Source organism: Pseudoxanthomonas sp. LjRoot127 (assembly GCF_964253495.1).
Lineage (GTDB): Bacteria > Pseudomonadota > Gammaproteobacteria > Xanthomonadales > Xanthomonadaceae > Pseudoxanthomonas_A.
This window is the reverse complement of sequence record NZ_CAXUQR020000001.1, coordinates 3,597,709-3,621,545: the sequence shown is the minus strand read 5'-3', so window position 1 is coordinate 3,621,545 and position 23,837 is coordinate 3,597,709. Positions and strand designations below refer to the sequence as shown.

The 23,837-nt window shown below is 64.7% G+C and carries 37 protein-coding genes; 18 read left to right on the top strand and 19 right to left on the bottom strand.

What is annotated here, in order from left to right; translation table 11 throughout:
- Positions 1 to 14 precede the first annotated feature (14 nt).
- The 5 genes from ACSQ19_RS17140 to ACSQ19_RS17120 all read left to right on the top strand — a co-directional run bounded on the left by ACSQ19_RS17140 (position 15) and on the right by ACSQ19_RS17120 (position 5,418).
- Positions 15 to 1,499 carry an MFS transporter gene (locus tag ACSQ19_RS17140; protein WP_435998675.1) on the top strand — a complete coding sequence of 495 codons (1,485 nt, stop codon included), beginning with the start codon at positions 15 to 17 and terminating at the stop codon, positions 1,497 to 1,499.
- A gap of 17 nt (positions 1,500 to 1,516) precedes the next feature.
- Positions 1,517 to 2,554, top strand: coding sequence for a glycoside hydrolase family 43 protein (locus ACSQ19_RS17135; RefSeq protein ID WP_435998673.1), 1,038 nt, complete (start codon positions 1,517 to 1,519; stop codon positions 2,552 to 2,554).
- Entirely contained in the window at positions 2,544 to 3,398 is an 855-nt protein-coding gene (locus ACSQ19_RS17130) for an aldose epimerase (protein WP_435998671.1), read from the top strand. The genes ACSQ19_RS17135 and ACSQ19_RS17130 overlap by 11 nt, the downstream gene beginning before the upstream one ends.
- A gap of 131 nt (positions 3,399 to 3,529) precedes the next feature.
- Positions 3,530 to 4,408 (top strand): alpha/beta hydrolase, encoded by an 879-nt coding sequence (locus tag ACSQ19_RS17125; RefSeq protein ID WP_435998669.1) that lies wholly within the window; start codon positions 3,530 to 3,532, stop codon positions 4,406 to 4,408.
- The gene (locus ACSQ19_RS17120; protein ID WP_435998667.1) at positions 4,405 to 5,418 is read left to right on the top strand and encodes a glycoside hydrolase family 43 protein; all 1,014 of its coding nucleotides are present in this window, start codon (positions 4,405 to 4,407) and stop codon (positions 5,416 to 5,418) included. Before ACSQ19_RS17125 ends, ACSQ19_RS17120 begins: the two co-directional genes overlap by 4 nt.
- Positions 5,419 to 5,447: 29 nt before the next feature.
- Here the strand turns inward: ACSQ19_RS17120 and ACSQ19_RS17115 are convergent, their stop codons facing one another.
- On the bottom strand, positions 5,448 to 5,852 hold the full coding sequence (locus ACSQ19_RS17115) for a helix-turn-helix domain-containing protein (protein ID WP_436001012.1): 405 nt from the start codon (positions 5,850 to 5,852) through the stop codon (positions 5,448 to 5,450).
- A 151-nt stretch (positions 5,853 to 6,003) separates the two neighbouring features.
- Here ACSQ19_RS17115 and ACSQ19_RS17110 point away from each other — a divergent pair, with 151 nt between their 5' ends.
- The 12 genes from ACSQ19_RS17110 to ACSQ19_RS17055 all read left to right on the top strand — a co-directional run bounded on the left by ACSQ19_RS17110 (position 6,004) and on the right by ACSQ19_RS17055 (position 11,965).
- Entirely contained in the window at positions 6,004 to 6,165 is a 162-nt protein-coding gene (locus tag ACSQ19_RS17110; RefSeq protein ID WP_435998665.1) for a hypothetical protein, read from the top strand.
- Positions 6,162 to 6,443, top strand: coding sequence for a hypothetical protein (locus tag ACSQ19_RS17105; protein ID WP_435998663.1), 282 nt, complete (start codon positions 6,162 to 6,164; stop codon positions 6,441 to 6,443). Before ACSQ19_RS17110 ends, ACSQ19_RS17105 begins: the two co-directional genes overlap by 4 nt.
- Positions 6,443 to 6,607, top strand: coding sequence for a hypothetical protein (locus ACSQ19_RS17100; RefSeq protein WP_435998661.1), 165 nt, complete (start codon positions 6,443 to 6,445; stop codon positions 6,605 to 6,607). The genes ACSQ19_RS17105 and ACSQ19_RS17100 overlap by 1 nt, the downstream gene beginning before the upstream one ends.
- Before the next feature lie 79 nt (positions 6,608 to 6,686).
- Positions 6,687 to 6,872 (top strand): hypothetical protein, encoded by a 186-nt coding sequence (locus ACSQ19_RS17095; RefSeq protein ID WP_435998659.1) that lies wholly within the window; start codon positions 6,687 to 6,689, stop codon positions 6,870 to 6,872.
- Positions 6,869 to 6,994 carry a hypothetical protein gene (locus tag ACSQ19_RS17090; protein WP_435998657.1) on the top strand — a complete coding sequence of 42 codons (126 nt, stop codon included), beginning with the start codon at positions 6,869 to 6,871 and terminating at the stop codon, positions 6,992 to 6,994. Before ACSQ19_RS17095 ends, ACSQ19_RS17090 begins: the two co-directional genes overlap by 4 nt.
- The gene (locus tag ACSQ19_RS17085; RefSeq protein ID WP_435998655.1) at positions 6,984 to 7,631 is read left to right on the top strand and encodes a rolling circle replication-associated protein; all 648 of its coding nucleotides are present in this window, start codon (positions 6,984 to 6,986) and stop codon (positions 7,629 to 7,631) included. Before ACSQ19_RS17090 ends, ACSQ19_RS17085 begins: the two co-directional genes overlap by 11 nt.
- Positions 7,632 to 7,760: 129 nt before the next feature.
- On the top strand, positions 7,761 to 8,036 hold the full coding sequence (locus ACSQ19_RS17080) for a hypothetical protein (protein ID WP_435998653.1): 276 nt from the start codon (positions 7,761 to 7,763) through the stop codon (positions 8,034 to 8,036).
- Between the two features lie 268 nt (positions 8,037 to 8,304).
- On the top strand, positions 8,305 to 8,529 hold the full coding sequence (locus ACSQ19_RS17075; RefSeq protein ID WP_435998651.1) for a major capsid protein: 225 nt from the start codon (positions 8,305 to 8,307) through the stop codon (positions 8,527 to 8,529).
- A gap of 162 nt (positions 8,530 to 8,691) precedes the next feature.
- Positions 8,692 to 9,843 carry a virulence factor TspB C-terminal domain-related protein gene (locus ACSQ19_RS17070; RefSeq protein ID WP_435998649.1) on the top strand — a complete coding sequence of 384 codons (1,152 nt, stop codon included), beginning with the start codon at positions 8,692 to 8,694 and terminating at the stop codon, positions 9,841 to 9,843.
- Between the two features lies 1 nt (position 9,844).
- On the top strand, positions 9,845 to 10,141 hold the full coding sequence (locus tag ACSQ19_RS17065) for a DUF2523 family protein (RefSeq protein WP_435998647.1): 297 nt from the start codon (positions 9,845 to 9,847) through the stop codon (positions 10,139 to 10,141).
- A complete protein-coding gene (locus ACSQ19_RS17060; RefSeq protein ID WP_435998645.1) occupies positions 10,141 to 11,322 on the top strand; it encodes a zonular occludens toxin domain-containing protein in 1,182 nt (393 codons plus the stop codon). Before ACSQ19_RS17065 ends, ACSQ19_RS17060 begins: the two co-directional genes overlap by 1 nt.
- 10 nt (positions 11,323 to 11,332) lie before the next feature.
- A complete protein-coding gene (locus ACSQ19_RS17055; protein ID WP_435998643.1) occupies positions 11,333 to 11,965 on the top strand; it encodes a TraX family protein in 633 nt (210 codons plus the stop codon).
- Between the two features lie 209 nt (positions 11,966 to 12,174).
- On the opposite strand, the gene ACSQ19_RS17050 is transcribed toward ACSQ19_RS17055, so the two are convergent.
- Complete coding sequence (locus tag ACSQ19_RS17050; protein ID WP_435998641.1) at positions 12,175 to 12,459, bottom strand: DUF3653 domain-containing protein; 285 nt, start codon at positions 12,457 to 12,459, stop codon at positions 12,175 to 12,177.
- A 178-nt stretch (positions 12,460 to 12,637) separates the two neighbouring features.
- On the opposite strand from ACSQ19_RS17050, the gene ACSQ19_RS17045 reads away from it, so the two are divergent.
- The gene (locus ACSQ19_RS17045; protein ID WP_435998639.1) at positions 12,638 to 13,612 is read left to right on the top strand and encodes a tyrosine-type recombinase/integrase; all 975 of its coding nucleotides are present in this window, start codon (positions 12,638 to 12,640) and stop codon (positions 13,610 to 13,612) included.
- On the opposite strand, the gene ACSQ19_RS17040 is transcribed toward ACSQ19_RS17045, so the two are convergent.
- The 17 genes from ACSQ19_RS17040 to ACSQ19_RS16960 are packed head-to-tail and all read right to left on the bottom strand — an operon-like array spanning position 13,602 to position 23,835.
- Positions 13,602 to 14,051 carry a single-stranded DNA-binding protein gene (locus ACSQ19_RS17040; protein WP_435998637.1) on the bottom strand — a complete coding sequence of 150 codons (450 nt, stop codon included), beginning with the start codon at positions 14,049 to 14,051 and terminating at the stop codon, positions 13,602 to 13,604. The two genes, ACSQ19_RS17045 and ACSQ19_RS17040, sit on opposite strands and share 11 nt — an antisense overlap.
- Positions 14,048 to 16,018 (bottom strand): DNA cytosine methyltransferase, encoded by a 1,971-nt coding sequence (locus tag ACSQ19_RS17035; protein WP_435998635.1) that lies wholly within the window; start codon positions 16,016 to 16,018, stop codon positions 14,048 to 14,050. The genes ACSQ19_RS17040 and ACSQ19_RS17035 overlap by 4 nt, the downstream gene beginning before the upstream one ends.
- A complete protein-coding gene (locus ACSQ19_RS17030) occupies positions 16,011 to 16,181 on the bottom strand; it encodes a hypothetical protein (protein WP_435998633.1) in 171 nt (56 codons plus the stop codon). The genes ACSQ19_RS17035 and ACSQ19_RS17030 overlap by 8 nt, the downstream gene beginning before the upstream one ends.
- The gene (locus ACSQ19_RS17025; protein WP_435998631.1) at positions 16,169 to 16,450 is read right to left on the bottom strand and encodes a hypothetical protein; all 282 of its coding nucleotides are present in this window, start codon (positions 16,448 to 16,450) and stop codon (positions 16,169 to 16,171) included. The genes ACSQ19_RS17030 and ACSQ19_RS17025 overlap by 13 nt, the downstream gene beginning before the upstream one ends.
- Positions 16,447 to 16,734 (bottom strand): hypothetical protein, encoded by a 288-nt coding sequence (locus ACSQ19_RS17020; protein ID WP_435998629.1) that lies wholly within the window; start codon positions 16,732 to 16,734, stop codon positions 16,447 to 16,449. The genes ACSQ19_RS17025 and ACSQ19_RS17020 overlap by 4 nt, the downstream gene beginning before the upstream one ends.
- Positions 16,731 to 17,519: a hypothetical protein gene (locus ACSQ19_RS17015; RefSeq protein WP_435998627.1), complete on the bottom strand. Its 789-nt coding sequence runs from the start codon at positions 17,517 to 17,519 to the stop codon at positions 16,731 to 16,733. The genes ACSQ19_RS17020 and ACSQ19_RS17015 overlap by 4 nt, the downstream gene beginning before the upstream one ends.
- Positions 17,516 to 18,097: a hypothetical protein gene (locus ACSQ19_RS17010; protein ID WP_435998625.1), complete on the bottom strand. Its 582-nt coding sequence runs from the start codon at positions 18,095 to 18,097 to the stop codon at positions 17,516 to 17,518. The genes ACSQ19_RS17015 and ACSQ19_RS17010 overlap by 4 nt, the downstream gene beginning before the upstream one ends.
- A complete protein-coding gene (locus ACSQ19_RS17005) occupies positions 18,090 to 18,590 on the bottom strand; it encodes a hypothetical protein (RefSeq protein ID WP_435998623.1) in 501 nt (166 codons plus the stop codon). The genes ACSQ19_RS17010 and ACSQ19_RS17005 overlap by 8 nt, the downstream gene beginning before the upstream one ends.
- Positions 18,583 to 19,014, bottom strand: a complete 432-nt coding sequence (locus ACSQ19_RS17000) for a hypothetical protein (RefSeq protein WP_435998621.1) — start codon at positions 19,012 to 19,014, stop codon at positions 18,583 to 18,585. The genes ACSQ19_RS17005 and ACSQ19_RS17000 overlap by 8 nt, the downstream gene beginning before the upstream one ends.
- Complete coding sequence (locus tag ACSQ19_RS16995; protein WP_435998619.1) at positions 19,011 to 19,274, bottom strand: helix-turn-helix domain-containing protein; 264 nt, start codon at positions 19,272 to 19,274, stop codon at positions 19,011 to 19,013. Before ACSQ19_RS16995 ends, ACSQ19_RS17000 begins: the two co-directional genes overlap by 4 nt.
- A 3-nt stretch (positions 19,275 to 19,277) precedes the next feature.
- Positions 19,278 to 20,372 (bottom strand): hypothetical protein, encoded by a 1,095-nt coding sequence (locus tag ACSQ19_RS16990; protein ID WP_435998617.1) that lies wholly within the window; start codon positions 20,370 to 20,372, stop codon positions 19,278 to 19,280.
- Positions 20,369 to 20,857 (bottom strand): hypothetical protein, encoded by a 489-nt coding sequence (locus tag ACSQ19_RS16985; protein ID WP_435998615.1) that lies wholly within the window; start codon positions 20,855 to 20,857, stop codon positions 20,369 to 20,371. Before ACSQ19_RS16985 ends, ACSQ19_RS16990 begins: the two co-directional genes overlap by 4 nt.
- On the bottom strand, positions 20,854 to 21,114 hold the full coding sequence (locus ACSQ19_RS16980) for a hypothetical protein (protein WP_435998613.1): 261 nt from the start codon (positions 21,112 to 21,114) through the stop codon (positions 20,854 to 20,856). The genes ACSQ19_RS16985 and ACSQ19_RS16980 overlap by 4 nt, the downstream gene beginning before the upstream one ends.
- Positions 21,102 to 22,097, bottom strand: coding sequence for a tyrosine-type recombinase/integrase (locus ACSQ19_RS16975; protein WP_435998611.1), 996 nt, complete (start codon positions 22,095 to 22,097; stop codon positions 21,102 to 21,104). The genes ACSQ19_RS16980 and ACSQ19_RS16975 overlap by 13 nt, the downstream gene beginning before the upstream one ends.
- The gene (locus ACSQ19_RS16970) at positions 22,094 to 22,645 is read right to left on the bottom strand and encodes a hypothetical protein (RefSeq protein ID WP_435998609.1); all 552 of its coding nucleotides are present in this window, start codon (positions 22,643 to 22,645) and stop codon (positions 22,094 to 22,096) included. The genes ACSQ19_RS16975 and ACSQ19_RS16970 overlap by 4 nt, the downstream gene beginning before the upstream one ends.
- Positions 22,646 to 22,647: 2 nt before the next feature.
- Positions 22,648 to 23,586 (bottom strand): recombination-associated protein RdgC, encoded by a 939-nt coding sequence (locus ACSQ19_RS16965; protein ID WP_435998607.1) that lies wholly within the window; start codon positions 23,584 to 23,586, stop codon positions 22,648 to 22,650.
- A 3-nt stretch (positions 23,587 to 23,589) separates the two neighbouring features.
- Positions 23,590 to 23,835: a hypothetical protein gene (locus tag ACSQ19_RS16960; protein WP_435998605.1), complete on the bottom strand. Its 246-nt coding sequence runs from the start codon at positions 23,833 to 23,835 to the stop codon at positions 23,590 to 23,592.
- Positions 23,836 to 23,837 lie beyond the last annotated feature (2 nt).

Sequence of the window (23,837 nt, the reverse complement as noted above, 5' to 3'; positions counted from 1 at the left end):
AGGACAGCCGACGCATGGCCAGCACTGACCACACGCTCACGATCCGGGAAAAGCTGGGCTACAGCCTGGGCGACCTGGCGGCGAACCTGATCTTCCAGACGCTGATCACGTACCTGGCCTTCTTCTACACCGACGTGTACCGCCTGCCGCCGGCGACGGCGGCGACGATCATCTTCGTCGTGGGCCTGCTCGGCGCCTTCGTGTTCACGCCGCTGATCGGCATCGCTGCGGACCGCACGTCGACGCGGTGGGGCAGGTTCCGCCCCTGGATACTGTGGACGGCGATCCCGTTCGGCGTGCTGTCGCTGCTGGCCTTCAGCACGCCGGACTTCAGCGAGCGGGGCAAGGTCGCCTACGCGCTGCTGACCTACAGCCTGCTGGTGCTGGTCTACGCGGCGAACAACCTGCCGTACTCGGCGCTGAGCGGCGTGCTGACCGGCAGCATGGCCCAGCGCAACAGCCTGTCGGCGTACCGCTTCGTGGCCGTGATGATCGCGCAGTTCATCATCCAGGTACTGCTGATGCCGCTGGTGCTGATATTGGGCGACGGCGACCGCGTGCTCGGCTTCGAGCGCGTGATGACCGTGTTCGCGGTGGTCGGCACGGTCTTCTTCCTGGTCACCTTCGCGACCACGCGCGAACGCATCGTGCCGACGAAGGAGCAGTCCGCCGGGGTGATGCAGGACCTCGCCGACCTGGTGCGCAACCGGCCGTGGCAGGTGATGCTGGCGCTGACGGTGCTGGTGTTCATCAACCTCGCGCTGAAAGGCGGCACCTACATCTACTACTTCCAGTACTACATGAGCGAGGCGGCGTTGTCGGGCTTCCTCGACAACTCGGGTTTCAACGGCTTCATCGCGGCACTGAACGCCGCGCTCACCGGCCTGGGGCTGTCGGGCTTCACCTGGCCCGAGGATCCGGCCACGTCGGCGTTCAGCCTGTTCAACGGCAGCGGCATCCTGTGCATGATCCTCGGCATCGGCGTGTCGCGCCGCCTGGCCGACCGTTTCGGCAAGCGCGATGTCTTCGGTGGCGCACTGTTCGTGTCGACGTTGTTCCTGCTGGTGTTCTACGTCTTCCCGCCCACCGCGGTGGCACTGGCGTTCGGTGCCTTCATGCTCCACGGCTTCTGCTACGGCATCACCATCCCGCTGCTGTGGGCGATGATCGCCGACGTCGCCGACTACTCCGAGTGGAAGAACCATCGTCGGGCCACCGCCATCATCTTCTCCGCCATGCTGTGCGGACTGAAGATCGGCCTCAGCGTGGGCGGCGCGCTGGTCGCCGGCATCCTCGCGCACTACGGCTACCAGGCCGGTGCTGCCACGCAGCCCGACGCGGTCGTCGACGGCATCCGGCTGACCGTCAGCGTCTATTGCTCCATCCCGTTCCTGGTGGCGGTGGCGCTGCTCTTCGTCTACCGGATCGACAAGGGGATGGAGACGCGCATCGAACACGACCTCGAACAGCGTCGCCGCGCAGCGGGCGCAGCCGCATGACCCACACCCCACTGCCCATGAACGAAACCTCCCTGCACGACGACGCGCCGGCGCCCGACGGCACGCTCGAGCGACTGAAGGCGCGTGCGATCTCCCAGCCGCTGGTGACCCACATCTACACGGCCGATCCTTCGGCGCACGTGTTCGAAGGACGCCTGTACATCTATCCCTCCCACGACATCGACGGCGGTGGTGCCTTCGACGACGAAGGGGGCCACTTCGGCATGGAGGACTACCACGTGCTGCGGATGGACTCGCCGGAAGGCGAGGCCATCGACTGCGGCGTAGCGCTGCATGTGCGCGATGTGCCCTGGGCCGACAGGCAGATGTGGGCGCCCGACGCCGCACATCGCGATGGGCGCTATTACCTCTATTTCCCCGCCAAGGACGGCGGCGGCCTGTTCCGTATCGGCGTGGCGGTATCGGAGACGCCGGAAGGGCCGTTCACCGCCGAACCCGCGCCCATCGACGGGGCGTACTCCATCGATCCGGCCGTTTTCGAAGACGACGACGGAACGCACTACCTGTACTTCGGTGGCATCTGGGGCGGCCAGTTGCAGAAGTACCGCGACAACCGGCATGACGCGGCGAACGAGGAGCCGGTGGGCGAGGCGCCTGCGCTGGGGCCGCGCGTCGGCCGGCTCGATGCGGGCATGACGTCGCTCGCCGAGCCGACGCGCGAGATCGTGATCCTGGACGAGCAGGGACGTCCGCTGCGTGCCGACGACCATGCGCGCCGGTTCTTCGAAGGCCCCTGGGTACACAAGCACGCCGGTCGCTACTACCTGTCGTATTCCACCGGTAACACGCACCTGCTGTGCTATGCGGTTGGCGACAGTCCGTATGGCCCATTCACGTACGGCGGCGTGATCCTCACGCCGGTCGTCGGCTGGACCACACATCATTCGATCTGCGCGTTCGAGTGCCAGTGGTATCTGTTCTACCACGATGCCCTGATGTCGGGCGGGGTGACGCACCTGCGTTCCGCCAAGTGCACGGTGTTGCACCACGAAGCGGACGGCCGCATCCGCACCATCGATCCCTATGGCGGCTGAGCCGCGGTTGCCGTGCGACGATGCGCTGGCGCCGTTGCATGCCGGGCCGCTGCGCTGGTTGCGCACGGAGCGCCTGCAGGTGGCGTTCGCGCCGGACGCCGGCGGTCGCGTGGCGCAGATCCGCTTCGATGGAACGGAATGGCTGGTCGGGCCGGACGACGGCTGGCCCGCGACCATCGCGTGGGGCTGCTATCCGATGGTGCCGTGGGCGGGTCGCCTGCGCGCGGGACGCTTCGCGTTCGGCGGCGCGGCGCACAGGCTGCCGGTGAACTTCGGCGGACATGCGATCCACGGCGTCGGATTCTCGCGGCCGTGGCAGGTCGATGTGCTCGAGGCGGACAGCGCACAACTGTCGCTCATGCTTCCCCAGGACGGGTACTGGCCGTTCGGCGGCACGGCGACGCAGGCGCTGCGCGTGGAGGGCGACCGGCTGCTGCTTGAACTCGCGGTGCGTGCGGGGACGCGGGCCATGCCGGTCGCACTCGGATGGCACCCATGGTTCCGAAAACCCGACAGACTGGTGTTCAGCCCGGACGCCATGTATCCGCGCGACGCCGACGGCATCGCCACGTTGCCGCGCACGCCGCCCAGCGCCGGTCCGTGGGATGACTGCTTCGTCGCCAGTGGCGACATCGCCCTGCAGCGAGGCGATCAGCTGCTGCGCCTGAAGGCCGACACCGATCACTGGGTGGTCTACGACGGTGCCGCGCATTCCACCTGCGTCGAACCGCAGACCGGCCCGCCCGATGCCTTCACGCTTGCGCCGCGCGTGCTGTCGCCCGGTGAGAGAGCGTCGTTGTCCTTCGAGCTCGCCTGGGAGCGCGGCAAGGGGAGGGCGGAATGATTCCTCATTTGCAGGGGATCGCTCGCCGGACGGCCTCCGCCATCGTGATGCGCGCACTGAAATTCTGCTGCATCGCGTTCACCGGAGTGACGTGGACCTTAATCGTGCCTGTCCATGCCCAGGACGACGCGATGACACCCATCGCCGCGCCGCCGCAGCCGAACGCCGTTCAACTTGGTCCGCCACGCGACGCGGACAGCAAGGTGAACGAAGCCTGGCACCTGCAGTACGGCAGCGTGTTCGTGCGAAACGTCGACCGCGCCACCCTCACGCCTTTCCTGCCGGATCCGGCGAAAGCGACCGGCACGGCCGTGATCGTGGCGCCGGGTGGCGGATTCCGCGCGTTGTCGATGCAGAACGAAGGATGGGAGGTTGCGCGCGCCCTCGCGGATCGGGGTGTCGCCGCCTTCGTGCTGAAGTACCGGCTGCAGCGGACACCCGACGATCTCGATGGCTTCGCGCAATCGATGCAGGCGATGCTGGCCGGCCCCGTGCCCGCGTACCGCGTGGATCCGCTCGCGTCGATACCGCAGCTCGCGCCGCAGATCGCCGATGCGCGCGCCGCGTTCGCGCTGGTGCGCAGTCGCGCCCGTGAGTGGGGCGTGGACCCGCGTCGCATCGGCATGGTCGGCTTCTCCGCCGGCGCCATGCTGACGCTGGCGACGACGCTGGCTGGCGACGACGCCGACCCTGCCTTCATCGGCATGATCTACGGGCCGTTGGCTGCGATCGACGTGCCCACGGATGCGCCACCGTTGTTCGTCGCGATCGCGGCCGACGATGGCCTGTTCGCCGATGGCGGTTTCGGGTTGGTCGAAGCGTGGCGCACGGCACGGCGCCCGGTGGAATTCCACTTCTACGAACAGGGCGGCCATGGGTTCGGCATGTACGCCAAGCCGACGACGAGCACGGGCTGGTTCGAGGCGTTCGCCGCCTGGATGGCAATGCACGGCTGGCTGGCGCGCATGGGGCAGGGCGCGGAACCCGCCACGCAGGAGAACACACGATGAGGATCGGCCACTTCGCATGCATGCCGCTGTTGGCGACCCTGTTGGCGCTTCCTCTGTCGGCGCAGCCGGCCGGGGAGCGCGCGCAGGCCGTGACGCCACGCTCGAATCCGCTGATACGCGACAAGTTCACCGCCGATCCGGCGCCACTCGTGGTCGGCGACCGCCTCTATCTCTACGTCGGGCACGATCAGGCGCAGCGCGACGAGATGTTCAACATGCGCGAGTGGCTGGTGTATTCGACGACGGACATGGCAACGTGGGTCGACCACGGCCCGATCATGAAGGTGGCCGATTTCGCCTGGGCCAAGGCGGACGCGTGGGCCTCGCAGGCGATCGAGAAGGACGGACGCTTCTGGTTCTACGCAGCGGTCGAGCATGACGATGGACATCCGGGCAAGGCCATCGCGGTGGCGGTGTCCGACACGCCGACCGGCCCTTTCGTCGACGCGAAGGGTGCGGCGTTGATCACCAACCAAATGACGCCCAGGGGCACGCACAGCTGGGAGGACATCGACCCGACGGTCTTCACCGACGACGATGGCACGACGTGGATCGCCTGGGGCAATAGGCAGTGCTACATCGCACGGCTGAAGCCGAACATGATCGAGCTCGACGGTCCGATCACCGAGATCACGCCGCCGCATTTCGAAGGAGGTCCGTGGCTGCACAAGCGCGGGGATCTCTACTACCTGACGTACGCATCGCTGGACCGTGCCACGCACCGGGATGAAAAGGTGTCCTATGCGACGGCGACCTCGCTGGCCGGTCCGTGGACGTACCGCGGCGAGCTGACGGGCTCAGGCAGGTACAGCTTCACGATCCATCCGGGCATCGCCGAGTTCAAGGGCCGCTGGTACCTGTTCCTGCACAACGCCGCGCTCGCCATCGGCGACCAGAACGGCGCGATCGGGCGGCGTGCGGTCACGGTCGAGCATCTGCAGTACAACGCGGATGGGACGATGAAGCCGGTCGTGCAGACCGAGGCGGGGATATCGGTGGGGCCGCCTTAGAGCGCCGAGAGCCCAATCTAGGTACATCTTTAATTTCGCATAATGCCTAGACCGACTGCCGTTGCTGCTGTAGCTGCTGCTGCTGTTGAGGGGTCGGACGAGGGTAGGTTGTGAAGCGTTGCAGCATGGGCCTGTTGCATCAGCGAAGGGGCTACGAATAGCGCCAGCAGTGCCGCTGACGCCGCCAACTTCCGCCACACTGCCTTTTCTTCCCTGCTGATTGCCCGCGCCTCACCGACCACACCTAGTACCTGGGCTAGTGGTAGACCCGTGTAACCGGCCAGCGCCGCACACTGCACCGTATCCGGTGTTTTTACCCCGTTGCGCCACGCTGACACAGCTGATCGGCTGATTCCCAAAGCCTTCGCTAGTGCCATATCCGTGCTGAATCCCTGCGCCGCTTTTGCCGCGTCCAGAAGCTCTGTGACGGTCATGTTCTCCACCTGTTGACATTCTGTTCTCCCCCAGTGTACAAAGCCGCATGTTCTCCGACGGAGAACATCATCGGGTTCCCCCGGTGGCCCGGCCCCCAGCGCCCTAGCTGGGGTGTCCGGGGTCTAGGGCGCTAGGGCAGGGGGTTCCACCATGTATCAAGTACAGGACACGCTGGCAGGCTACGAATCCGTGGCCACTGCTGCCACCAAACGCGCAGGCCTCGCCGCGCTTCGCCGTCGCCGCACGGCTTATCCGACTCGCGATTTCCGCCTCGTTATCAACCGCAATGGTTGGACTGAGGTGCTCGCATGAGTCCCCTGAGTCCTCCGGACCTCACTCCTGATTTGCTCCTGCAGTTCGCCGGCCTCCTGCTGGAAATCTGCCTCTACCTGCTCGCGATCTGGATTGTGTGCGGGGTCTACAAGGCCGTTGCACTCTGGTCCGACTACGTTGCTGCCAAGCGCGAGCGCGAGCGCCAGGCACAAGCCGATGCCGACCTCCAATTGGCGTGGGAAGAAGAAAAGGTCGCCATCCGCGAACACCTCGAAGAACAGCTACGTGAAGCGCAGATGGCGCAGGAGCGTGGCTAATGTTCATGCTCATCGTCTGGTTGTTCGGCTTCTTCGCATCACTCTGGGCTTATCAGAACCCGTCTGAACTTCTTCCGATCTGGCCTGGCTTCTACGGCCTGTCAGCAGGTATGTGCCTGCTGCAATTCTTCGTCCAGTACTTCCGCCTAATGAGGATGCGCTAATGGCCTTCCTCATCGCTTTCTTCATTGGTCCGATTGCTGCTGGTCTTATCTACGGCTTCCTCTTCGCGAGGTCGAAGTAATGGCCCGCACAACAGACACCGAACGCGGCGCACGTATAGCCCTGGACATTGCGCAGACCAAGCGCATACAGCGCGACCTGTTCCCGTCCCGTCGCGCTCCCTCGCTGAAATTCTGGCGCGAGGTTGAGCGCATCGCTACCGAACAGATAGACGAGTGCCGCGCACTACGCGAGGCACGCGCATGAAACTGCATGAACTGACCGAACAACGCCGACGCGCACGCACGCACGAAGAACGCACCGAACTCGACCGACTGATTGCTGCACGAATCAAGTGGATCGGATCGGGGCAGGGCGATGACCGATGACGTATCACCCATCCAGCCCGTGCACGTGTGGGGGTCAGTTGCAGACGCTGACCGATGTACAGGGAACGGACCTGACCCACTGCCGCAGCTGCGGTCAATTGATCTACACGCGCAGGGCTATGCGGATCTCCTACGGCGCACACGGTGGCAACAGTTTTGGACGCTTACGTTCCGACTCAACAAGACAGGACGCAACGGAGGGGTACACGCGGAAGCGGCTGATAAAGCGTTCCGATATTTCGTCAGCTGCATCAACCGCGAAGCATACGGACCGAAGTGGTCAACGCGTTGGCATGGCGGCATCCAGTGGGCGAGGGGACAAGAATTTCACCGGGACGGACGAATCCATTTCCACGCAGTGGCAGCAGCACCAACTGATGATCTGAATCGAATTATCAACCGGTACCAGTGGCACGAATTCTGGTACCGGGAATTCGGACGCAACCGAATCGAAGCACCACGAAGCCAAGCAGATATCACCGGCTACGTGTCGAAGTACGTAACAAAGGGCGGTGAAGTCGATTTCAGCAAGAACTACGGCGCCTGGGCGCCACCGAAGATCGACTTCACCGACCGACCTGAGCAGCAAGGCCTGATCCAGCCGCACCAGCGTCACCCGGATCACTCGGCGGACTGATGCAAGCATCGCGTTGGGGTTCAACAAGCAGCTTTCCGATTCCTCCGCGTGGGGGGTAAGGGGGGCCATAGCTTGACCCCCAAGTACCGCCCGAAATTCACGACAACCCAACCGAAGAGAGAAAGAAAAATGGCACGTATCAAGATCACCAGCGAACCGAAGAGCCGCTATGTCAACACGAAGAACGGACAGCGCCAGGTGCATTTCCAAGACGGCACCCTCGAAACCGAAGAAATGCGTATCAAGGTCGAGGTCGAGATCGACAACCCGCAGGTCGCCTATCAGCTTGTCGACCATGACTGGCTGATTGAGCGCGACGTCATTGCCGGCCGTTTCGGCCCCGAACTGGCTCGTCGCTTCACGCTGGTTCCCGTCAAGTCGCAGTCCCCCGCCAAGGCCGCATAAGCCGTGGCCACTCCGCAGGTAGCTCGCGTCCTTTACTGCGTGGAATACGACTCCGAATTGGAGTCTTGCACCACTCAGGCGTGGCTACCTGCGCCCTCTTTGCTCCCGCCGCTGTCGATCGAAGGCGCAGCGGCAATTCTCGGGGCATCGCTCGTTGTGTTTTCCGTCGCGTACGGCATGCGCAGCGTGGTGCGTTCCATCCTTCGATAGCTGTTGCTCCATCGCTTCAAAAACAACAACAACAACAATAAAGAAGAGGAATCAGGCAATGAACCTGACCAAGAGCAAGACCTTGCTGTTCGCGCTGTTCGCCGCCTTCGCTGCCGCTCCGGGCCTCGCGCTCGCCAGCGGCGGTGGTGGCATCGACGCCTCGGACGCCGTGACCGCCATCGGTGGCATCACCGCTGCCGTGGGCGCCGTCGGCGTCGCCAAGTTCGCCCCGGCCGCTGCTGCCGTGGCGTACAAGTGGATCAAGGCGACGATCTTCGGTTGATCGAAGAGCGGGGAGGGCGGCTTCGGCCGCCCTTTTTTTCAGGAGAGCGACGATGGAAGGGTGGATTGTGTTATGCGTGGGATTGATGGCCTTTGGCATTCTTTTCGGCGGCGACTGACTGTCGCATCGTTCGGCCTATGCGTCGTCTTGTACGCGCTGGCCATGAATTCCTTCGCGATGGGTGGCCAGAACGGCCATCAGTACATTCCGCGCGGCCAGCCTATCCCGCAAGGCATTCGCTGGCAAAGCGCTACTCCTACAGGCGCGAACACCTCCGCCTGGGCGTCGTGGACTAGTCCTGCCGGCCAGACCGGCAACTACAAATTCCCTGTCGCCGTGGGCTCTGCCACGCTCGGTACGGCCTTCAAATCGTCCATTAAGAAGCTCGTACCGATTGCTGGCTGGTATATGACCGCCAAAAGCATTCTGGAAGGCTTGGGCTGGGCCATCAACGAGCTGCAGGGTCAAGTGGTCGCCCCCGGCACTCCGCAGGCAGATTTGGCCAATACGGTCTTCTGTTTGAGTAAGGGCGGTGAGTACTACTGCGCCAACAGCCCCGGCCAGCTTCTCCATATCGTCGAGAGCATCATGATTTTGGAGACTCAACGAACGCCCTGCGGCACAGCGGGGCTCTATACCAATGGTGGTATGCGTTACTGGTGTACCCGAAAGTCTGATGGCGCTCAGCTTAATTCCTATCTGGAAAACCCTCTGACCCGTCCTGCCAGCGGGTGGCCTGCAACGCATCACAACAGCAATCCCGGCAGCGAGGATCAGCCCATTTCTGATTACGACCTCGGGCAAGTCCTCAAGCAGCATCCTGAGATCGTCAACGCAGTGCTGATCGACCCCAACACGGGTGCACCTATTCGTACTCCTGAGTTGATCGCTGCGCTCAATACGCTCATGCGCCAGCTGGAAGCCGCCAACGGCGTTACGACACCTCAACCTGATCTGGTTACTGATTCCGATTGGGGCGATCAGGAACCGCCGAATCAAACCGATTGGCCTGGCTTCTGCGATTGGGCCACGGTGGTCTGTGAGTTCATCAACTGGTTCAAGCTCGACCCGCAGCTTCCTGACGATGTAGAGCTTCCTTACGAGGAAAAGGAAATCGAATGGCAGGAGCGTGACAGTGGTTTGGGCGCCGGCACGTGCCCTGCGCCCATTTCAGCATCTGTCCTAGATACCACTGTGGAGTTCGGTTACGAGGGCATTTGCGGATTCATGGAATACATGCGTCCTGTAGCGATTGCGTGCGCGTGGATCAGCGCTGCGTTCATCGTCGTCAACGCCCGCCCAATGAGGTTCTGACATGCAAGGTCTTCTCCTGAAACTCGGCATGTGGGTGCTTGGCGGATTCATCGCCCGCACCTTGGTGGGTGCCGGTCTGACTATCGTCGGCTATGTCGCGTTCGTTCCCCTGTTGGAATACGGCTTGGATCAGTTGAACAACGCCCTTGGCGGAATGGCTGCTGACGTGTTGAACGTCCTGCTCCTGGGCGGATTGGGCGACATCATCACGATCATTGGCAGCGCGATGATGACCAAAATTTCCTTGCTTGCTGGCCTTGCTGGCTTGGCGCGCGTGCACACGCAGGGATCGCCGTAATGCTGACCATCATTTCAGGCCAGCCCGGCAACGGAAAAACGCTCAAGGCTATGGCTGAGATGGAAGCGGCCTATCTGGACAATCAGCGCCGGTCCAAGCTTCCGCCTGACCATAAGGACTATCAACCCGAGCGCGAGTTTTACTCCAACGTTGCAGGCGCTACCCGCGAAGAGAACCCTGATGCATTTCCGTGGGTTCAACGCATGCCCGAACACAACGACTGGACGATGCTTCCCAAGGGCAGCTACGTGCAGTACGACGAAGGTCATGCGGACGGAATCACGCCCGGCTTAGAGCGTTACGGGCTGCTATTCCCTGCCACTGGTAAGCCCGGCGAATCGCAGGACCACCGCATCCGCGCTATGTCCACGCACCGCCACGGCGGTTATGACCTTGTCATCATCACGCAGTGGCCCTCCAAGGTGCATCACAACGTCCGCCAGCAGTGCGGCCGGCATGTGCACATGAATCGCTCCATGGGCCTACAGGCCGCCGGCACGATGGTCTGGTCACGGTGTCAACCAGACCCCTACGACGAACGCGAACGCGAGAAGGCTGATGAAGAAGTCTGGTCGTACCCGAAGGAACTGTACAATCGCTATAAGAGCGCCACGCTCCACACCACATCCCACAAGTTCAAGCTGCCGAAAAAGATTAAAAACGGGCTGACGACTGCGTTTTCGCTCGTTGTAGTACTCGCTGCCGTGTGGTGGTGGATGGGCTGGGACCTGAGCGTGTTTTTCGGGGGAGGGGAGCCGGCAAAAGCGGAGGCCACCGCAGGTGGCCCGCGGCCGGCTCCCTCCGTGTTCGGGTCCGATGTACCTGTGGGGGAGGGGGAGGGCCTCGGTCAATTGCCAGGCATGGGCGCATACGCCGATCTGAATACCGCTCCGACGCCGTCGCTTATGGGCTGTGCATCCGGCGACCGTTCCTGTCGCTGTTTCAACACTGACGGTTTCGTCATTGATATGCCGCGCGCTCGTTGTCTTGCACTGCTCGCCGACCCGTTGCCTTTCAACATCAAGCATGAATACGCCAACAAGAGGGAACCTACGCGTGAACAGTCAACTTCTCGAACGGTGGGGTCTTCGAGTTCTCCGGTCGCTGGTACCGTCATTTCTGCTCACATGGGTTCGCCAGTCACCGGCGAGGTACCCGAGAAGTACACCGCTACTTGGTGACCTTTCTGCTATGTCGCTCTCATCGGGTGGTCGTGAAATCGCCAAGTGCTTGGCCCTCATTCTGATGACCTTCGACCACACCAATAAGGTTTTGTGGGCTGGCTCGTTTCAATGGATGAGTGACGCTTCTCGCATCGTGTTTCCTATCTTCGCAATCGTGTTGGCTTACAACCTTGCATCGAATCATTCGACCGACCGCGTTCGTCGCTCTCTCTTCGCCATGTTGGTGTGCGCTGTAATTGCTCAACCTCTGCACGCCGCTGCGTTCGGCATCTTTCTACCGCTCAATGTCCTTTTCACTCTCGCACTTGGTGTCTATGTTGCGTATGAGCGCAATTGGTTCATTGCGTTTGCAGCATTCGCAATCGGTGGGGTAGTGGTGGATTATCAGTGGATGGGCGTTGCTGTGGTCGTCACTGCCACCTGGGCAATTCGTTATCCGTCTCGTCTCAACTACTCCCTCCTTGTTGCATCCGTTGCTTCCTTGCAGATCATCAATGGCACGTGGTGGGCGCTCGCTGCATTTCCCGTTCTGTGGCTGCTTGGCCAAGTCGATGCATACATCCCCCGTCACCGCTGGGTCTTCCTCGGATACTATGTCCTTCATCTTGGTCTACTTGCCGCGCTGGCCTACAGTATTTAGGCATTAGCTGTCAATAGGGCAAGAATCATGCCAGTTATCTACCATTCAGCTGTTATACAGGATTGGTTCAGACATGAAGGAAAAACCTGTTAGCTACTGGGGCCTTCGGTTTAGAGAAGACAGCATAGATATGGGATACGGCACTTTTATGCTGTTCGGCTTATTTATTTCCGCTGTCTATCACGGTCCTTGGGCCAGGTAGCCGTAGGCTACGCTGAACGCTTTATTCGCGGCCTTGATGCCAGCAAGCTCTGGCGAATGATGCTCACACGTGGGTCCCGTTCCCCCGTATCCACTCCCTGTAAACCCGCTTTTCTGGCTTCTTCCATCATCACCGTCCACTCCCTTGCAATGTTGCATGTCAGTGACCACCACCGCATTTGCTCCGGGTATAACGTGTAACCCTCTGGGGTCCACATGTGTCCTTGCTGGAAACCAAAACCGGCCCAAAGGCCGGTCAGTTCGTGCCGCTGCGTAGGGTCTATCACGCCCATACGTACGCCTCCCTGATTGTGGAAGGGTGATTACGCATGAACTGTGCCAGGCGTCGCCACACGCGCACGTGCCATGGCTCATTTCGCATAATGCCTATTATGTCCTAGCTAGGGTGGTGCTTTAGCTACGCACTGCATCTATCTGAATATTCGACGGTTTATCCGCTCTTCTGAATGGGTGGGATTTCCGTTGGTGGTGCTAAAACACGGATATTGTCAGATTGACCGGCTGCTGGATCGCTTCGTCATCACCCTGCGCAGCATGGGTCGAAGTCCGGCGACGGTGCGTGCGTACCGCGCGACGGTGTCGCGCTATGCGGCGTTCGCGGTGCACGTGCCCGACGAGTTGGACCCGGTGGCACGCTATGTGGCCACGCGGCGCACGCGCGACCAGCTGAAACAGGCGTCGTTGAACCTGGAACTGTCGGCCCTGCGTACGTGGTTCAACTGGCTGAAGGTCGCCGAACCGGACGCCTGGCAGCCCGATGGCTACCCACGTCAGAAGCGTGCACCGCAGCGATTGCCGCGGGCGCTGTCGGATCATGAAGTGGGCCTGCTGCTGGCGGCGCCGGACCTGTCCACGTTCGTGGGCTTTCGGGATCACTTCATCATGGCCACGCTTTACCAGTGCGGCCTGCGCGCCAGCGAATTGGCCACACTGGAACTTGGCAGCGTGCGCATCGATGGCTTCTTGTACGTGCGCGGGAAAGGCGGCGTCGACCGCCTGGTGCCGTTCGGTCCGTCCTGGTACGGCCTCCTGCAGACTTACCTGCGCCTGCGCGCCACGGTGCGGCCAGGCAAGCGCAGCGCCCTGTTCGTGACGCGCCATGGAAAGGCACTTCGCGACGGCCGCAGCGTGTGGGTCGTGGTCAACCGGTATGCACGTCGCGCCTTGGGCCTGGCGTGCGGCTTCGCGCGCCTGGAAGCGGCCTACACCGGGCAGCCGTGGTCCGGCCATTACCCGCACCTGCTGCGCGCAGCGTTCGCGACTGAACTGCACAAGCGAGGCGTAAACATCATGGCGCTGGCGCAGCTGTTGGGCCACGCCGATGCTGACACCACCACGCATTACCTCGGCATCGACATCACCACGCTGCGCACCGCTGCCGCGCATCATCCTCGTGCGCACCGCTTGCCGGCCATCAGAACCTGAAGTCGTCATCGTCCACCCAGTCCTGTGCGGCTGGGGCGGCCGGTTCCGGTTCGGGCGTTGCAGCGCGTCCCCTGTGCGCTGCCCGCGTGCCTTCGTGTTCCGGCTGATGGTGGATGTCCACGCCGCTGGGCGAGGCGTACACCCACGTGCTGTAACGGTCGCTGCCGTCGCCGGCCGTCCACTTTTCGGTGTGCAACCTGCCCTGCACCGTTACTAGGCCGCCTTTCTTCAGGAAGCGCTGGACGGCTTCCGCTGCCTGGCCGAACACCTTGATGCGTATCCACTCTGTGTGTTCCGTGCGGTTGCCAGCGCGGTCCTTGTAGGACTCGCTGACGGCCACGCGCAGTTCGGCCACCATGCCGCCACTGGGTGGCGCCTTCACTGCCGGATCTGCACCCAGTCGACCGGTGACCACCACCACCTGATGCCCACGGCTCACGCGGCCATCCTGTCGGCGTCGGCCGGGTCCAGGTTGGCGACGGCGATCGCGTGCAGCGGCGGCGGGCTGACGCTGTTGCCCACCATGGCCACGCTGCGGCTGCCGGAAAGCGGCGTGCCGCAGGCCATGCGGTCGATGATGTAGTCCGCCGGGAACCCCTGCGCGCGGAAGAGTTCGTGCCGCTGAAGCATGCGCAGACCGATGTCGACGATGACGTGCGGAACGCCCTGCACGGACACCGTGACCAGCGCAAGTCGGTCGCGCGTCGTGATTGTGTCGATGGGCTCTGGCAGCGCCAGCGCTTGGCCGTTTCCGTAGTAGTTGATCAGGAACGCCGCGACGCGCAGCGCGCCGGCTTCGTGTTCCGCGCTCAGTTCGCAGGACAACAGTGCGTGATGCTCGCCGCCTGCACTGATCGTGCGCAGCGGGTCGTCTGCCGCGGCGCCCACGTTGTCGCCGCGCATGGTGACCATGCTGGTTGCCACCAGGCGCTGCTGCGTCCCGCTGCTGGTGATGGTCGACAGCGGTTCGTCTGCGGCCTTGCCGTCGCCGTCGTAGAAGCCGCCATTGGCCTGTTCCAGGTGCGCCGTCATCACGCCCATGGCGTGCGCCGCACCGGCGGGCCGTGCGGCGCCTGCGCCGCTGGTGATGGTCGGCAGCGGGGCGTCGACGGGCGCGCCCTCGCTGTCGTGGCGGAACTTCACCAGGGCGGCCGAAGCCAGTGCCTGGCCGCCGCCGCTGGCCACGATGGTGCCAATGGGCTGCTGCGGGTCATTGGCGCCGTAACTCCACCGCCCTGCCCCGGGCTTGCCTTCACCGTGACCGGCCTGCACCAGCACCGGCGCCGCGACGGCGTGCGAACCACCCTTGGGCCAAGCTGTGATCGTGCGCAGGGGCGCGTCGGCGGAAGCCACACCATCGGCCGATGCATTGGCACACTCCACAAGCGTGGGTGACACCGCCATCAGTTCGCCGCGGTTCGCGGCCGTGATCGTCGGCACGGGTTCGCTGGCGCCGTGCGGGCGGCGCTCGCCGCCATGCGTGGCATGCACGATGAACGGCTCGGCGGCGTCCAGCACGTAGCGCTTCACGCCACGGGCAATGCGCTTCATGGTGGCGTCGGCCAGCGGCCTGGCACGGGTGAAGATCGATGGGCACGGAATCGACCAGTCGATGCAGTCCGCTGCGGTCACGTACGGCTGTGCCCTGCCCGGCCCGTGCGTCGGCGCCGGCCACTGGATCGGCTCGCCGTCGCAACGGAACACGGCGAAGAGGCGTTCGCGGCTGGTACCGGCGCCGTAGTCGCACGCCTTCAGTTTCCGCCACTCGGCGACGTACCCCAGCGCCCGCATCACGCCGATGAACTGGCGCCAGGTCTGGCCCTCGCGGCGCTTGTCGGGGATCAGGAACTGCTGCTGCAGCGGTACGCGCTCGCCCTTCGCGGCCACGGTGCCGTCCAGTTTCACCACGCGCCCGGTGGCCTTGTCGCGCTTGGCCACCAGCGGCCCCCACTTCAGCATCTGCATGACGTTTTCCATGCTGATGATCCGCGGCGGTTTGCCTGCGCGCTTCAGGCTGCCGGCCCACTTCGGGATCACCCAGGCCAGCGAACGCGTGGCGCGGTCGCGCGGCTGCCCGCCCTTGGCCTGGCTGAAGTGCGTGCAGTCTGGGCTGGCGTGCAGCCAGCCCACCGGCCGGCCGGCGGCTTCCCTCACCGGGTCCGCCTGCCACACGTCTTCGCACAGGTGCTTCGTGTACGGGTGGTTGGCGGCGTGCATGCCGATCGCCCACGGGTTGTGGTTGATCGCCACGTCGACGGCGCGTGCCAGTGCGGTTTCCAGCGCCTTGCTGGCACCGCCGCCGCCCGCGAACAGATCCACCACGATTTCGCCGGCACGCAGGCGCGACACGGCGGTGATGTCGGGCAGGTGAAAACCCAGCTGCGTGCGTGCGCCGCCGTCAGCCATGGGTGGCCTCCGTTGCGGCGGCCGCGTCAAGCAGCATGCGCATCACGTGGGGCGTCACCAGTGCCGGACAGCCGGCCGGCGCGCGGCGCAAGGCGTGTTCGCCGGCTTCGATGGCATCAGCCAGGGTGGTGATGGGTTTCGGTGTTGCGCTCAAATGGGGCATGTGATTTCACCTGTCTGGATCATGTGGCTTGCCACGCGCGCTTCGGCGCGGCTGAAGTGGTAATCGCGCATCAGCCGCAGTTCCAGGCGACTGGGTACGGTGTCGTCGGGTACGGCCTGCAGGCGCATCCGCTCGCATGCCTGCTGGCGCAACTCGCGCGCGCAGTTCTCGCCAACGTGCAGGCGGCGCTGGATCACCGACAGCGGCAGACGCGACGGGTTGTCGCTCAACTGCAGCACGTCCCACGCGCTGGGAACGGCGAGGATCATGCGGGAGCCCCCCTGCCCGGCCTGGGCTTGTCGGGCAGCGCACCCAAGCGCTTCAGCAGGGCCGTGTGCTGGTCTCGCGTCAGTTCGGTGGTACTGCGCGCGCCCACGCCTTCCAGGTGCATGCGGTAGGTTTCGACGTCCAGACCCTTGCGGCCATGCGCGTATCGCCGCAGTGCGATCGTGCGCGCCTTCGTCATGGTGAACTTGCTGTCCAGGAACACGCCGCAGCACGACGGCGTGTCGGTCTTCTGGCCACAGGCCGGGCACTCGCGGACGGGCTTCATGCGGCCGCCTCCGGCATCACCAGTCCCACCTTGTCGATGGCTGTTATGGCGCGCGCCAGGTCTTCCTTCAGGTCAGCGAGGTTGGAGCGGCTGTAGTTGCCTTTCTGCAGGGCGTGCAGCCCGTCGACTGCGCGGTACCACTCTTCGCCGTGGCTGTAGTCCAGCAGATCAATGCCGGTACGTTCCTTCAGCGCCGTGATGTGCTTCATGGCCTCTTCGGCGAGCTGGTGCCGGTAGCTCAATTCCTCGCGGTGCTGCTGCTTTCGGTCTTCCTGGAAGCGCTCCGCGTACGCCTTCGTTTCACGGTCCACCAGAGTGCGGATGACGGCGTTGTCAGGCGTGGCGCCGCGACGGATAAGCGAGGCGAAAAATCCCAGTGTGACCGGTACCGGCTCGCGCTTCGGTGCCTGTACCTTGATGCGCAGGGTGCCGCCGGACTGAAGTTCAAGCATTCCCCACCCTGGCGGCAACTCGTCTGGCTGCGCCACGCCGGGTGCGCATGCCAGCCACCAGCGATGGCAGTACTGCGCGACGGGGTCTGACTTTTCCGGCTGCTTCAGTTCGTTCAGCCAGTCGGTGCGCGACACCTTGATTTCGAAACCTTCGATACCGTGGCCATGGCTTGCCCACAATCCAACTGCAACGGCGTCGGCATACCGCGTGCCGCCGCCTGTGCGCGGCGCGACTTCGAACATCAGTGCATGGCTGTCGGCGGGGTACCGCAGGACCAGCGCCGCTCGCACGTCGGCGGATGTCGCCTTCGCCGGCTTCGCGTCTGCCTTCATGCGTCGCACCCCTTCCCCACTTCGCCCGGCTTGCCCTCGGCGGTGAACTTCTGCCAGGGCACCCAGCCGCGTTCCGGGCAGTGGAAGCCCCAGTCCCGGCTCCGCGGACCGAACAAAAATAGCGTCCAGCACGGCTCGGCGGTGCCGGTCTTCGTGTCGGTGTGCAGTTCGATGCGGTGCGTGTGCCGTGTGCGCATGAAACGCAGGCTGCCGGGGCCATACTCGCGGCGGTGGTGTATGCCGCCATCGGCGATGGTGTGTTCGATGTACCCGCGCCGCAGGATGAAGCTGATGGCCCACGACGGGTGGTCATGCAGGGCGCGGTCGTCGTCGTCCCTCAGGAACTTGTGCAGGTACAGATTGGGCAGGCGCTTGACGATGGTGTGCGCCGCTCGCGTACACCATGACCGCTTCGCCATGTCCGCGCCGGCAAACCAGCCACGCCATGGCGTTACGTACCAACGCAGCAGGTAGGCGCCATCGGGGTTGTCCTGACCAACCACCAGGTTAGGGGGTCGCTGGCCGGCGATGGCGAACACCAGCCACTGGAACAGGGCTTCGGCGATGCGCTCACGCATTGGCGCCACCGTCTTTTGATTGCCTGGCGGCCGAAGCGCTAGCAGCGGCGTCGATGGCCTCGCGAAGGGTGTGATTTGGCGCCGAAGAAACACCCCAGAAAATGCAAGGCTTCGCCTCGCCATCAACCATGATGTTGGCGCCGCGCGGGTTGGTCGCCAGCCAGTTCAAACGCCTTGTGTCGTCCTCTCCCGCCTGCTGTACCGCTTCAAGGGCGGTGATCCTGGATTCAAGGCGCGTCCGCATAACGTCGATAGCCTCGCCGGGATCGTCGCAGTCGGTAATGCCGGCACGCGAAAGCGCGCCGCACACGGATTGCGCAATGATCAGAAGGCCGTTATAGCTGGGGTAGCGGTCGTCTGGCCCGCCGATGCGGACAGCCCGTTCAATGCTGGCAAGTTGGTGGCCGAAGGCACGGGCAACGTAGCGGTCGGCCCTCAGATCAGACAGCATCTTCAGGGCCATGTGGCGGGTGTCGGTGGCAAACTCACCCATGGCGCGACCTCCACAGAATCGGCGGCGCCTTCATGGGCGGGTTACGCCGCCGGTCATCGCTGGCGGGGCGAAAGTCACCCAGGTGCACCGTGGCTTCGCTGACCTGCTGCAAGGCGTCCAGCGAAATGGCGTTGATGCATTCCAGGTGTTCCTGCGCGGCCTGTTCGGCGAGGCGCGCCCACCGCAGCAGTTCGGTGCGGCGGGTGTCGCGCTGTTCCTCGGCGGCGCGCTCGCGCATGGCCTTGGCCATCTGCACCAGCGCCTGGCCGTTCACGTCGGCGCGTTCGGCCAGGCCGTCGACTGACAGCGGCGACATTAGCTGCCGGCGGCGGCGCCACGTGGCGTGGGCCAGCACGCCCAGGGCGATGCCGGACACCAGCGTGGCGACCAGCACCAGCAGCACGGGAATCAATGGGTTATTCATGGGTGCATAACTCCCCTGCCCGGGTGTACGGGCAGCAAGGTGCGCTGGGCGTCGCCCAGCGAATACAGGGCCACCCGGCAGGGCTTGCCTTGGCGGTTCGTCACGGTGATGTCCGTGCTGCGGATGTCGTGGCCCTGCTCGCGCAGGTCGAACACCCGGGCGCTCGCCCGGGCGATGCCCAGGCGGTTCAGCGCGTCCATCGCCGTCATCGGGCCTTCCTTTAGCGCGGCCAGCAGCGCGTTGTTCTGGTCGGCGCTCATGGGTTACAGCCTCACCGGCATCAGCACGTGGGCGACCTGGTCGCGCTCGGTGCCACCGGGTTGGAACAGCATGGCCGCACCCTTGACGCCAGGCCGCAGGTGGACGGTTTCCGTGGTGATGCCCTGCAGCAGCGACAGCATCAGCCGCAAGTCGAACCCTTCGCGGAAGCTGCCGCGCGTCGACTTGACCAGGTCCGTCAGGTCTTCGTGGCTTTCGCCGCTGGTGTTGGTCATCAGGAAGCGGCCTTCCTGCAGTTCCAACGCCACGTTCGCCATCACCACCTGCTTGTCGCCGACCCGCAGCGCAAAGGGCATGAAGCGCCGCAGTGCGGCGACCAGCCCGGCCCGGTCGATGACCACTTCCGGGTGCTTGTCGTTGGGCAGCGGCAGCAGCGGTTCCGGATCGGGCAGGCGCCCGACGTGCTGCAGCCGCACCACCACCGTCAGGTGCCCGTTGTCGATGCGCAGGCTGCCCGCCTGATTGTCCTGCACGTTGGCGATGTGCAGCGTTGCGCCGGTGGCCAGCACGTCCAGCACGCGCTTCAGCTGGTTGTCCGGAATGGAAATGGTGGGGCCGTCGTACGGGAAAGCGACGCGGCCCAGCAGCTTTCCATCCGTGGCCCACACGCGGCCGCGCTCGATGTGCGCCGCCTTTGCCATCGGGCGGACATCGCCATCGTCGGGCGCGTACTCCACCTGGCGCAACGCGGCGGCCAGCGCGACCGGGTCGATGTCGACGGGCTGGAACACGACGTCTTCCTGTGCCGGAAACTCCGTCACGTCATCGCGGTACGGCACTTTGTAGTGGCTGCGCCCGCGGCTGACCTTGCCCTGGTGATCCAGGCGAACTTCGCCGCCTGCACTGGCCGCTGCGTACAGCATGGGCGATGACAGCAGGGCTTCGCCCGCTTCATCCACGCGCGCCGGGATACGGTCGCGCATGTAGGTGTTCAGGTCGGTGGACTCGATGGTGATGCCGTCGCGATCGGTGCGGATCAGCACATGGGACAGCACGTCCAGTGTGGTTTTGCCGGTCACGGCCACGCCTTGCTTTAGGATGGTGGACAGATCGGCGGCTTGTACGGTGGCGCGCATCATGCGTTCTCCAAGGTCTTGGCAGCGTGACGCTGCGCGTGTTGTTCTTTGTGGTAAGCGGCGAGGATCTTTTGAGCCCACGAAATGGGCCGAATGATGGCGGGGCGCTGCGGTTCGTTCCCCTCCGGCACTACGGTGTCGTTGAGGTCGGTGAAGACCTGAATCACGCCGTCACCTCCACCGGTTCCGTCGCATTCCTTGCAGTCACCCGTGTGGCCGCAGTGGTCGCACTCCACTTCGCCGTCGCCCTGGCATTTGTTGCAGGTCGGCTTGCCGTATCCGATAAGCCGCATGCGCCCGTTCGCAAAGACGCCGCCGATTGCGCCGATGTCTTCGTTGTCCAGTTCGCGCGCCGCAAACTCGTCTACGACGGTGCGCGGAACATGGTTTGCGCGGCTCCGCTCCACCAGTTCCATGGCGTCCGCCAGTTCCCATTCGCCCGCCTTTGCGCGGGCCAGTGCATCGCGCTGCAGCTGCGTCATGGTCATGGCCGCGCCCTCAAATGGGTGACGTTGGACAGCGGCAGCGGCGCCTGCAGCAGCGCGTGCGGAACGGGGTGGCCGTTGGCCCGGCACCACTCCACCAGTGCGGTGTCGAACTCGGCGTGTTTGCCGGTGGTGCTGCAGGCGCACTCGACCAGGTGGCCGCCGCCGGCTTCGGCACGGCGCACGTCGTGCATGTGGCGGGCGCGGTGGCCGTTGCGGCAGTTCGGCAGCGGTTCGGCGTGGCTGATCATCCGTTGCATGCGATGTCTCCCAGTGGCGCCAGTTCTCGCACCGCGTTGCGCTGCACCTCGGCCGCATGTGTGCCGTACACGTTGACGGTGGTGGACTTGTGGCGGTGCCTGGCCTGCGCACTGCCGACATCCAGCCCCAGCTTTTCCACGATGTCGCCGATTCGGCGGTGCCGAAAAAGATGCGGGTGCAGGCGCGGCAGGCCGGCGGCGGCGCCGCGGGCGCGCACCATGGTGTAGACGCTCTGGCGGGCAATGCGCACGCCGTTCTGGTTGACGAACATGGCCCGTTCGCCCGGCTTGGCCAGCTTGCCGCGCACCCGCAACCACGCGCGGATGGCTTCGACCGTCTGCGGTTCCAGTCCCACCACGTCGGCGTCGGTATCCGCCCCGCCCTTCGGCCGCACGTGCACGCGCCGCGCCACTAGGTCCACCCAGTGCAGACGCGGGTGGGTGTCGTCCTCCACGTCGATGCAGGCCACCTCACTGGCGCGCAGCGCGGCGTCCAGCATCAGCAGGCACATGGCGCGGTCGCGCAGGTCCAGCGGCGCCTGCGTGCCAATCGCGGCCACGACGCGCTTCAGCGGTTCCAGTTCCGGCGCCACCACGGCGCGCGGGCGGAAGGTGATGCGCACGTCCGTGGTGGGGTCGCGCAGCGCGTAACCCTCGCCGATAGCCCACTGGAACAGGCTGTGCAGGGTCATGTGCTTGCGGTGCGCGGTGCGGCGCGACCAGCCGCGTTCCTGCATGCCGGCATCGATCCAGCGATTGACCAGGCGTTCGTCCACCTGTCCGGCCAGCGCCACGCCCATGCGCAGGGCGAACACGACGAAGTGGCGCAGGTCGCTGCCGTACGCCAGCAGCGTGTTGCGTGCTGCGCCGCGAACGCGCAGGCGTTCCAGAAACAGGTCAACCATCGGCGTCAGGTGCAGCGACGACAGCGTGGTCGGCGGCGTGGGGCCAGTGCTGCGGCTTCGGAAGGCGATGACGTTCATGCGGCCACCGCCTGTTTCCCTGCGGCACGCAGTGCGTTGGCCTGCTGCTGGGCTGCTTCATACTCGCTTCCCAGGATTTCCTGCATGTGCGGTGCGAGGGTCGCGGCCGTCGCCACGTAGAGATAGTCGGCATGGTCGAAGTAGGCGATGCCGACGAACAGCAGGCATCCCCAGTCGGTCCCCATCGCCGCGTAGAGCCCCTCGTCGCCGACGTGATCGCGCGGCCGGCGCGCCTCCCAATCAACCAAGCGCCGCTTGTGGGCCTCTCGCTCTTCGGGCGTCCACGTCGTGCGCGTGGGCGGCCGGGACCGCGGGCGCTGGGCGCCATGTTCGTCGGGTGCCGTCCAGAAGGTCGTCGGCTTCGGCGGCGTGAAGATGATGCCGCCGAAGTACGTGTCGGTGATGGTGCTAAGAATCGCCGGCTTGCCGCCGAAGTCGAAGGCAAACGAGGTGGCACGATCCCGTAGAGTCCGGCGGGCTTCGCGCTGGGCGCTGATCGCGCGCAGCACGTCAGGATGGTTGGTCTTGTAGTAGCGGACGGCCTGCATGGTCAGCCCTCCGCCTTCGACAACTTCAGGGCCGGTTCCAGCACGTCGAACAGTCGGCCCAGTTCGCCCGCCATCAGCGCGAAGCGCGCGTCCAGTTCGGCGCGCAGGTCGTCGTGTTCGGTGTTTTCCAGCCGGTCGACGGCGCCGTCGAGGAACTTCAGCTTGCGCACCACCAGGTCTTCGCCCAGGACGAAGCTGACGCAGTCGTCCATCACCAGCGCCAAGCGCGTGCATTGCTTCGCCGCTTCCAGATGGCCGGCGATCTCCTGCGACATCAGGTCCGTGTCCTGGCACTTGATGACGGAGCCGCCCTCCATCGGGTCGCGCAGTTCGGCGTCCTCGCCCATCCACAGGCCATCGGGCAACGGCTCGCCGCTGATCCAGCCCGTCAACACGCTGCGCGGGGCCACTTCGGCGTTCAGCGGCAGCGCCGGGAAACTTCCCAGCGCCCGGCGGATCTCCGACACCGCGCCCTCGCCCACCTTGCGGGACGCCGTATCCACCGCCACCACGCCGCGGCGCACGTCGATGCACACGTCGACGCGTGACGGCTTCACGAACGCCTTGGGCAGCAGTTCGTGCAGCAGGTCGTCTTTGATGCGCTTGCGCGTCTTGCCGCCGGGCTTCCGCCCTTCCTTGGCCTCGATCTCGGCCAGTTTCTTCTGCAGCGCTTCGTTGACCACGGCGCCGGGCAGGATCTTGTCCTCGCCGCCGACGGTAAGCCACAGCGCATCGCCGGCCTGCGCGAACAGCGCATCGTTATCTCGGCCGAACGGCGACACGAAACCGCGCGACGACAGTTCCAGCGGCCCGACCGGCTTCAGTGCGGCATCTGCCAGCAGGTCCTGCAGCCACGGCTTTTCGGCGTCCATCGGGTCGGGACCGACTTGCCACACCATCGTGGGCGGGAAACGGAACATCACCAGGTTGCGGAAGAACATGGGTCAGCCCTCCCGCGACAGCAGCCGCGCACGCAGCGCGTCGGTGGCTGCCCAGCCCGCGCGGCGCGCGGCGTAGCGATCGCCGCCGGTGGTGGACCAGGCGCGGTCGACGGCCGCCAGCGCGGGGCCTGCCGGCACACCGCAGCGGTGCGCGTCGCGCCGCATGTTGACGCGCACCATCAGGCGATGGCTGACCTTCGGAAACTGCGGGGGTTGCGGCGTCGCGCCGCCTGTGATGCACTGGTGCACGG

Bases quoted from the DNA above. Each gene is read 5' to 3' on its own strand.
- ACSQ19_RS17015 (WP_435998627.1), bottom strand. From the start codon at position 17,519: ATGAAGGCAGACGCGAAGCCGGCGAAGGCGACATCCGCCGACGTGCGA.
- ACSQ19_RS17020 (WP_435998629.1), bottom strand. From the start codon at position 16,734: ATGAAGCCCGTCCGCGAGTGCCCGGCCTGTGGCCAGAAGACCGACACG.
- ACSQ19_RS17075 (WP_435998651.1), top strand. From the start codon at position 8,305: ATGAACCTGACCAAGAGCAAGACCTTGCTGTTCGCGCTGTTCGCCGCC.
- ACSQ19_RS17125 (WP_435998669.1), top strand. From the start codon at position 3,530: ATGACACCCATCGCCGCGCCGCCGCAGCCGAACGCCGTTCAACTTGGT.
- ACSQ19_RS17055 (WP_435998643.1), top strand. From the start codon at position 11,333: ATGTCGCTCTCATCGGGTGGTCGTGAAATCGCCAAGTGCTTGGCCCTC.
- ACSQ19_RS17010 (WP_435998625.1), bottom strand. From the start codon at position 18,097: ATGCGTGAGCGCATCGCCGAAGCCCTGTTCCAGTGGCTGGTGTTCGCC.
- ACSQ19_RS17065 (WP_435998647.1), top strand. From the start codon at position 9,845: ATGCAAGGTCTTCTCCTGAAACTCGGCATGTGGGTGCTTGGCGGATTC.
- ACSQ19_RS17120 (WP_435998667.1), top strand. From the start codon at position 4,405: ATGAGGATCGGCCACTTCGCATGCATGCCGCTGTTGGCGACCCTGTTG.
- ACSQ19_RS17000 (WP_435998621.1), bottom strand. From the start codon at position 19,014: ATGAATAACCCATTGATTCCCGTGCTGCTGGTGCTGGTCGCCACGCTG.
- ACSQ19_RS17105 (WP_435998663.1), top strand. From the start codon at position 6,162: ATGAGTCCCCTGAGTCCTCCGGACCTCACTCCTGATTTGCTCCTGCAG.
- ACSQ19_RS17025 (WP_435998631.1), bottom strand. From the start codon at position 16,450: ATGATCCTCGCCGTTCCCAGCGCGTGGGACGTGCTGCAGTTGAGCGAC.
- ACSQ19_RS17070 (WP_435998649.1), top strand. From the start codon at position 8,692: ATGAATTCCTTCGCGATGGGTGGCCAGAACGGCCATCAGTACATTCCG.
- ACSQ19_RS17130 (WP_435998671.1), top strand. From the start codon at position 2,544: ATGGCGGCTGAGCCGCGGTTGCCGTGCGACGATGCGCTGGCGCCGTTG.
- ACSQ19_RS17080 (WP_435998653.1), top strand. From the start codon at position 7,761: ATGGCACGTATCAAGATCACCAGCGAACCGAAGAGCCGCTATGTCAAC.
- ACSQ19_RS17110 (WP_435998665.1), top strand. From the start codon at position 6,004: ATGTATCAAGTACAGGACACGCTGGCAGGCTACGAATCCGTGGCCACT.
- ACSQ19_RS16980 (WP_435998613.1), bottom strand. From the start codon at position 21,114: ATGCAACGGATGATCAGCCACGCCGAACCGCTGCCGAACTGCCGCAAC.
- ACSQ19_RS17095 (WP_435998659.1), top strand. From the start codon at position 6,687: ATGGCCCGCACAACAGACACCGAACGCGGCGCACGTATAGCCCTGGAC.
- ACSQ19_RS17115 (WP_436001012.1), bottom strand. From the start codon at position 5,852: ATGACCGTCACAGAGCTTCTGGACGCGGCAAAAGCGGCGCAGGGATTC.
- ACSQ19_RS17085 (WP_435998655.1), top strand. From the start codon at position 6,984: ATGACCGATGACGTATCACCCATCCAGCCCGTGCACGTGTGGGGGTCA.
- ACSQ19_RS16995 (WP_435998619.1), bottom strand. From the start codon at position 19,274: ATGAGCGCCGACCAGAACAACGCGCTGCTGGCCGCGCTAAAGGAAGGC.
- ACSQ19_RS17050 (WP_435998641.1), bottom strand. From the start codon at position 12,459: ATGGGCGTGATAGACCCTACGCAGCGGCACGAACTGACCGGCCTTTGG.
- ACSQ19_RS17090 (WP_435998657.1), top strand. From the start codon at position 6,869: ATGAAACTGCATGAACTGACCGAACAACGCCGACGCGCACGCACGCAC.
- ACSQ19_RS17005 (WP_435998623.1), bottom strand. From the start codon at position 18,590: ATGGGTGAGTTTGCCACCGACACCCGCCACATGGCCCTGAAGATGCTG.
- ACSQ19_RS16965 (WP_435998607.1), bottom strand. From the start codon at position 23,586: ATGTTCTTCCGCAACCTGGTGATGTTCCGTTTCCCGCCCACGATGGTG.
- ACSQ19_RS16975 (WP_435998611.1), bottom strand. From the start codon at position 22,097: ATGAACGTCATCGCCTTCCGAAGCCGCAGCACTGGCCCCACGCCGCCG.
- ACSQ19_RS17030 (WP_435998633.1), bottom strand. From the start codon at position 16,181: ATGCCCCATTTGAGCGCAACACCGAAACCCATCACCACCCTGGCTGAT.
- ACSQ19_RS17100 (WP_435998661.1), top strand. From the start codon at position 6,443: ATGTTCATGCTCATCGTCTGGTTGTTCGGCTTCTTCGCATCACTCTGG.
- ACSQ19_RS16990 (WP_435998617.1), bottom strand. From the start codon at position 20,372: ATGATGCGCGCCACCGTACAAGCCGCCGATCTGTCCACCATCCTAAAG.
- ACSQ19_RS17035 (WP_435998635.1), bottom strand. From the start codon at position 16,018: ATGGCTGACGGCGGCGCACGCACGCAGCTGGGTTTTCACCTGCCCGAC.
- ACSQ19_RS16985 (WP_435998615.1), bottom strand. From the start codon at position 20,857: ATGACCATGACGCAGCTGCAGCGCGATGCACTGGCCCGCGCAAAGGCG.
- ACSQ19_RS17060 (WP_435998645.1), top strand. From the start codon at position 10,141: ATGCTGACCATCATTTCAGGCCAGCCCGGCAACGGAAAAACGCTCAAG.
- ACSQ19_RS17135 (WP_435998673.1), top strand. From the start codon at position 1,517: ATGAACGAAACCTCCCTGCACGACGACGCGCCGGCGCCCGACGGCACG.
- ACSQ19_RS16970 (WP_435998609.1), bottom strand. From the start codon at position 22,645: ATGCAGGCCGTCCGCTACTACAAGACCAACCATCCTGACGTGCTGCGC.
- ACSQ19_RS17140 (WP_435998675.1), top strand. From the start codon at position 15: ATGGCCAGCACTGACCACACGCTCACGATCCGGGAAAAGCTGGGCTAC.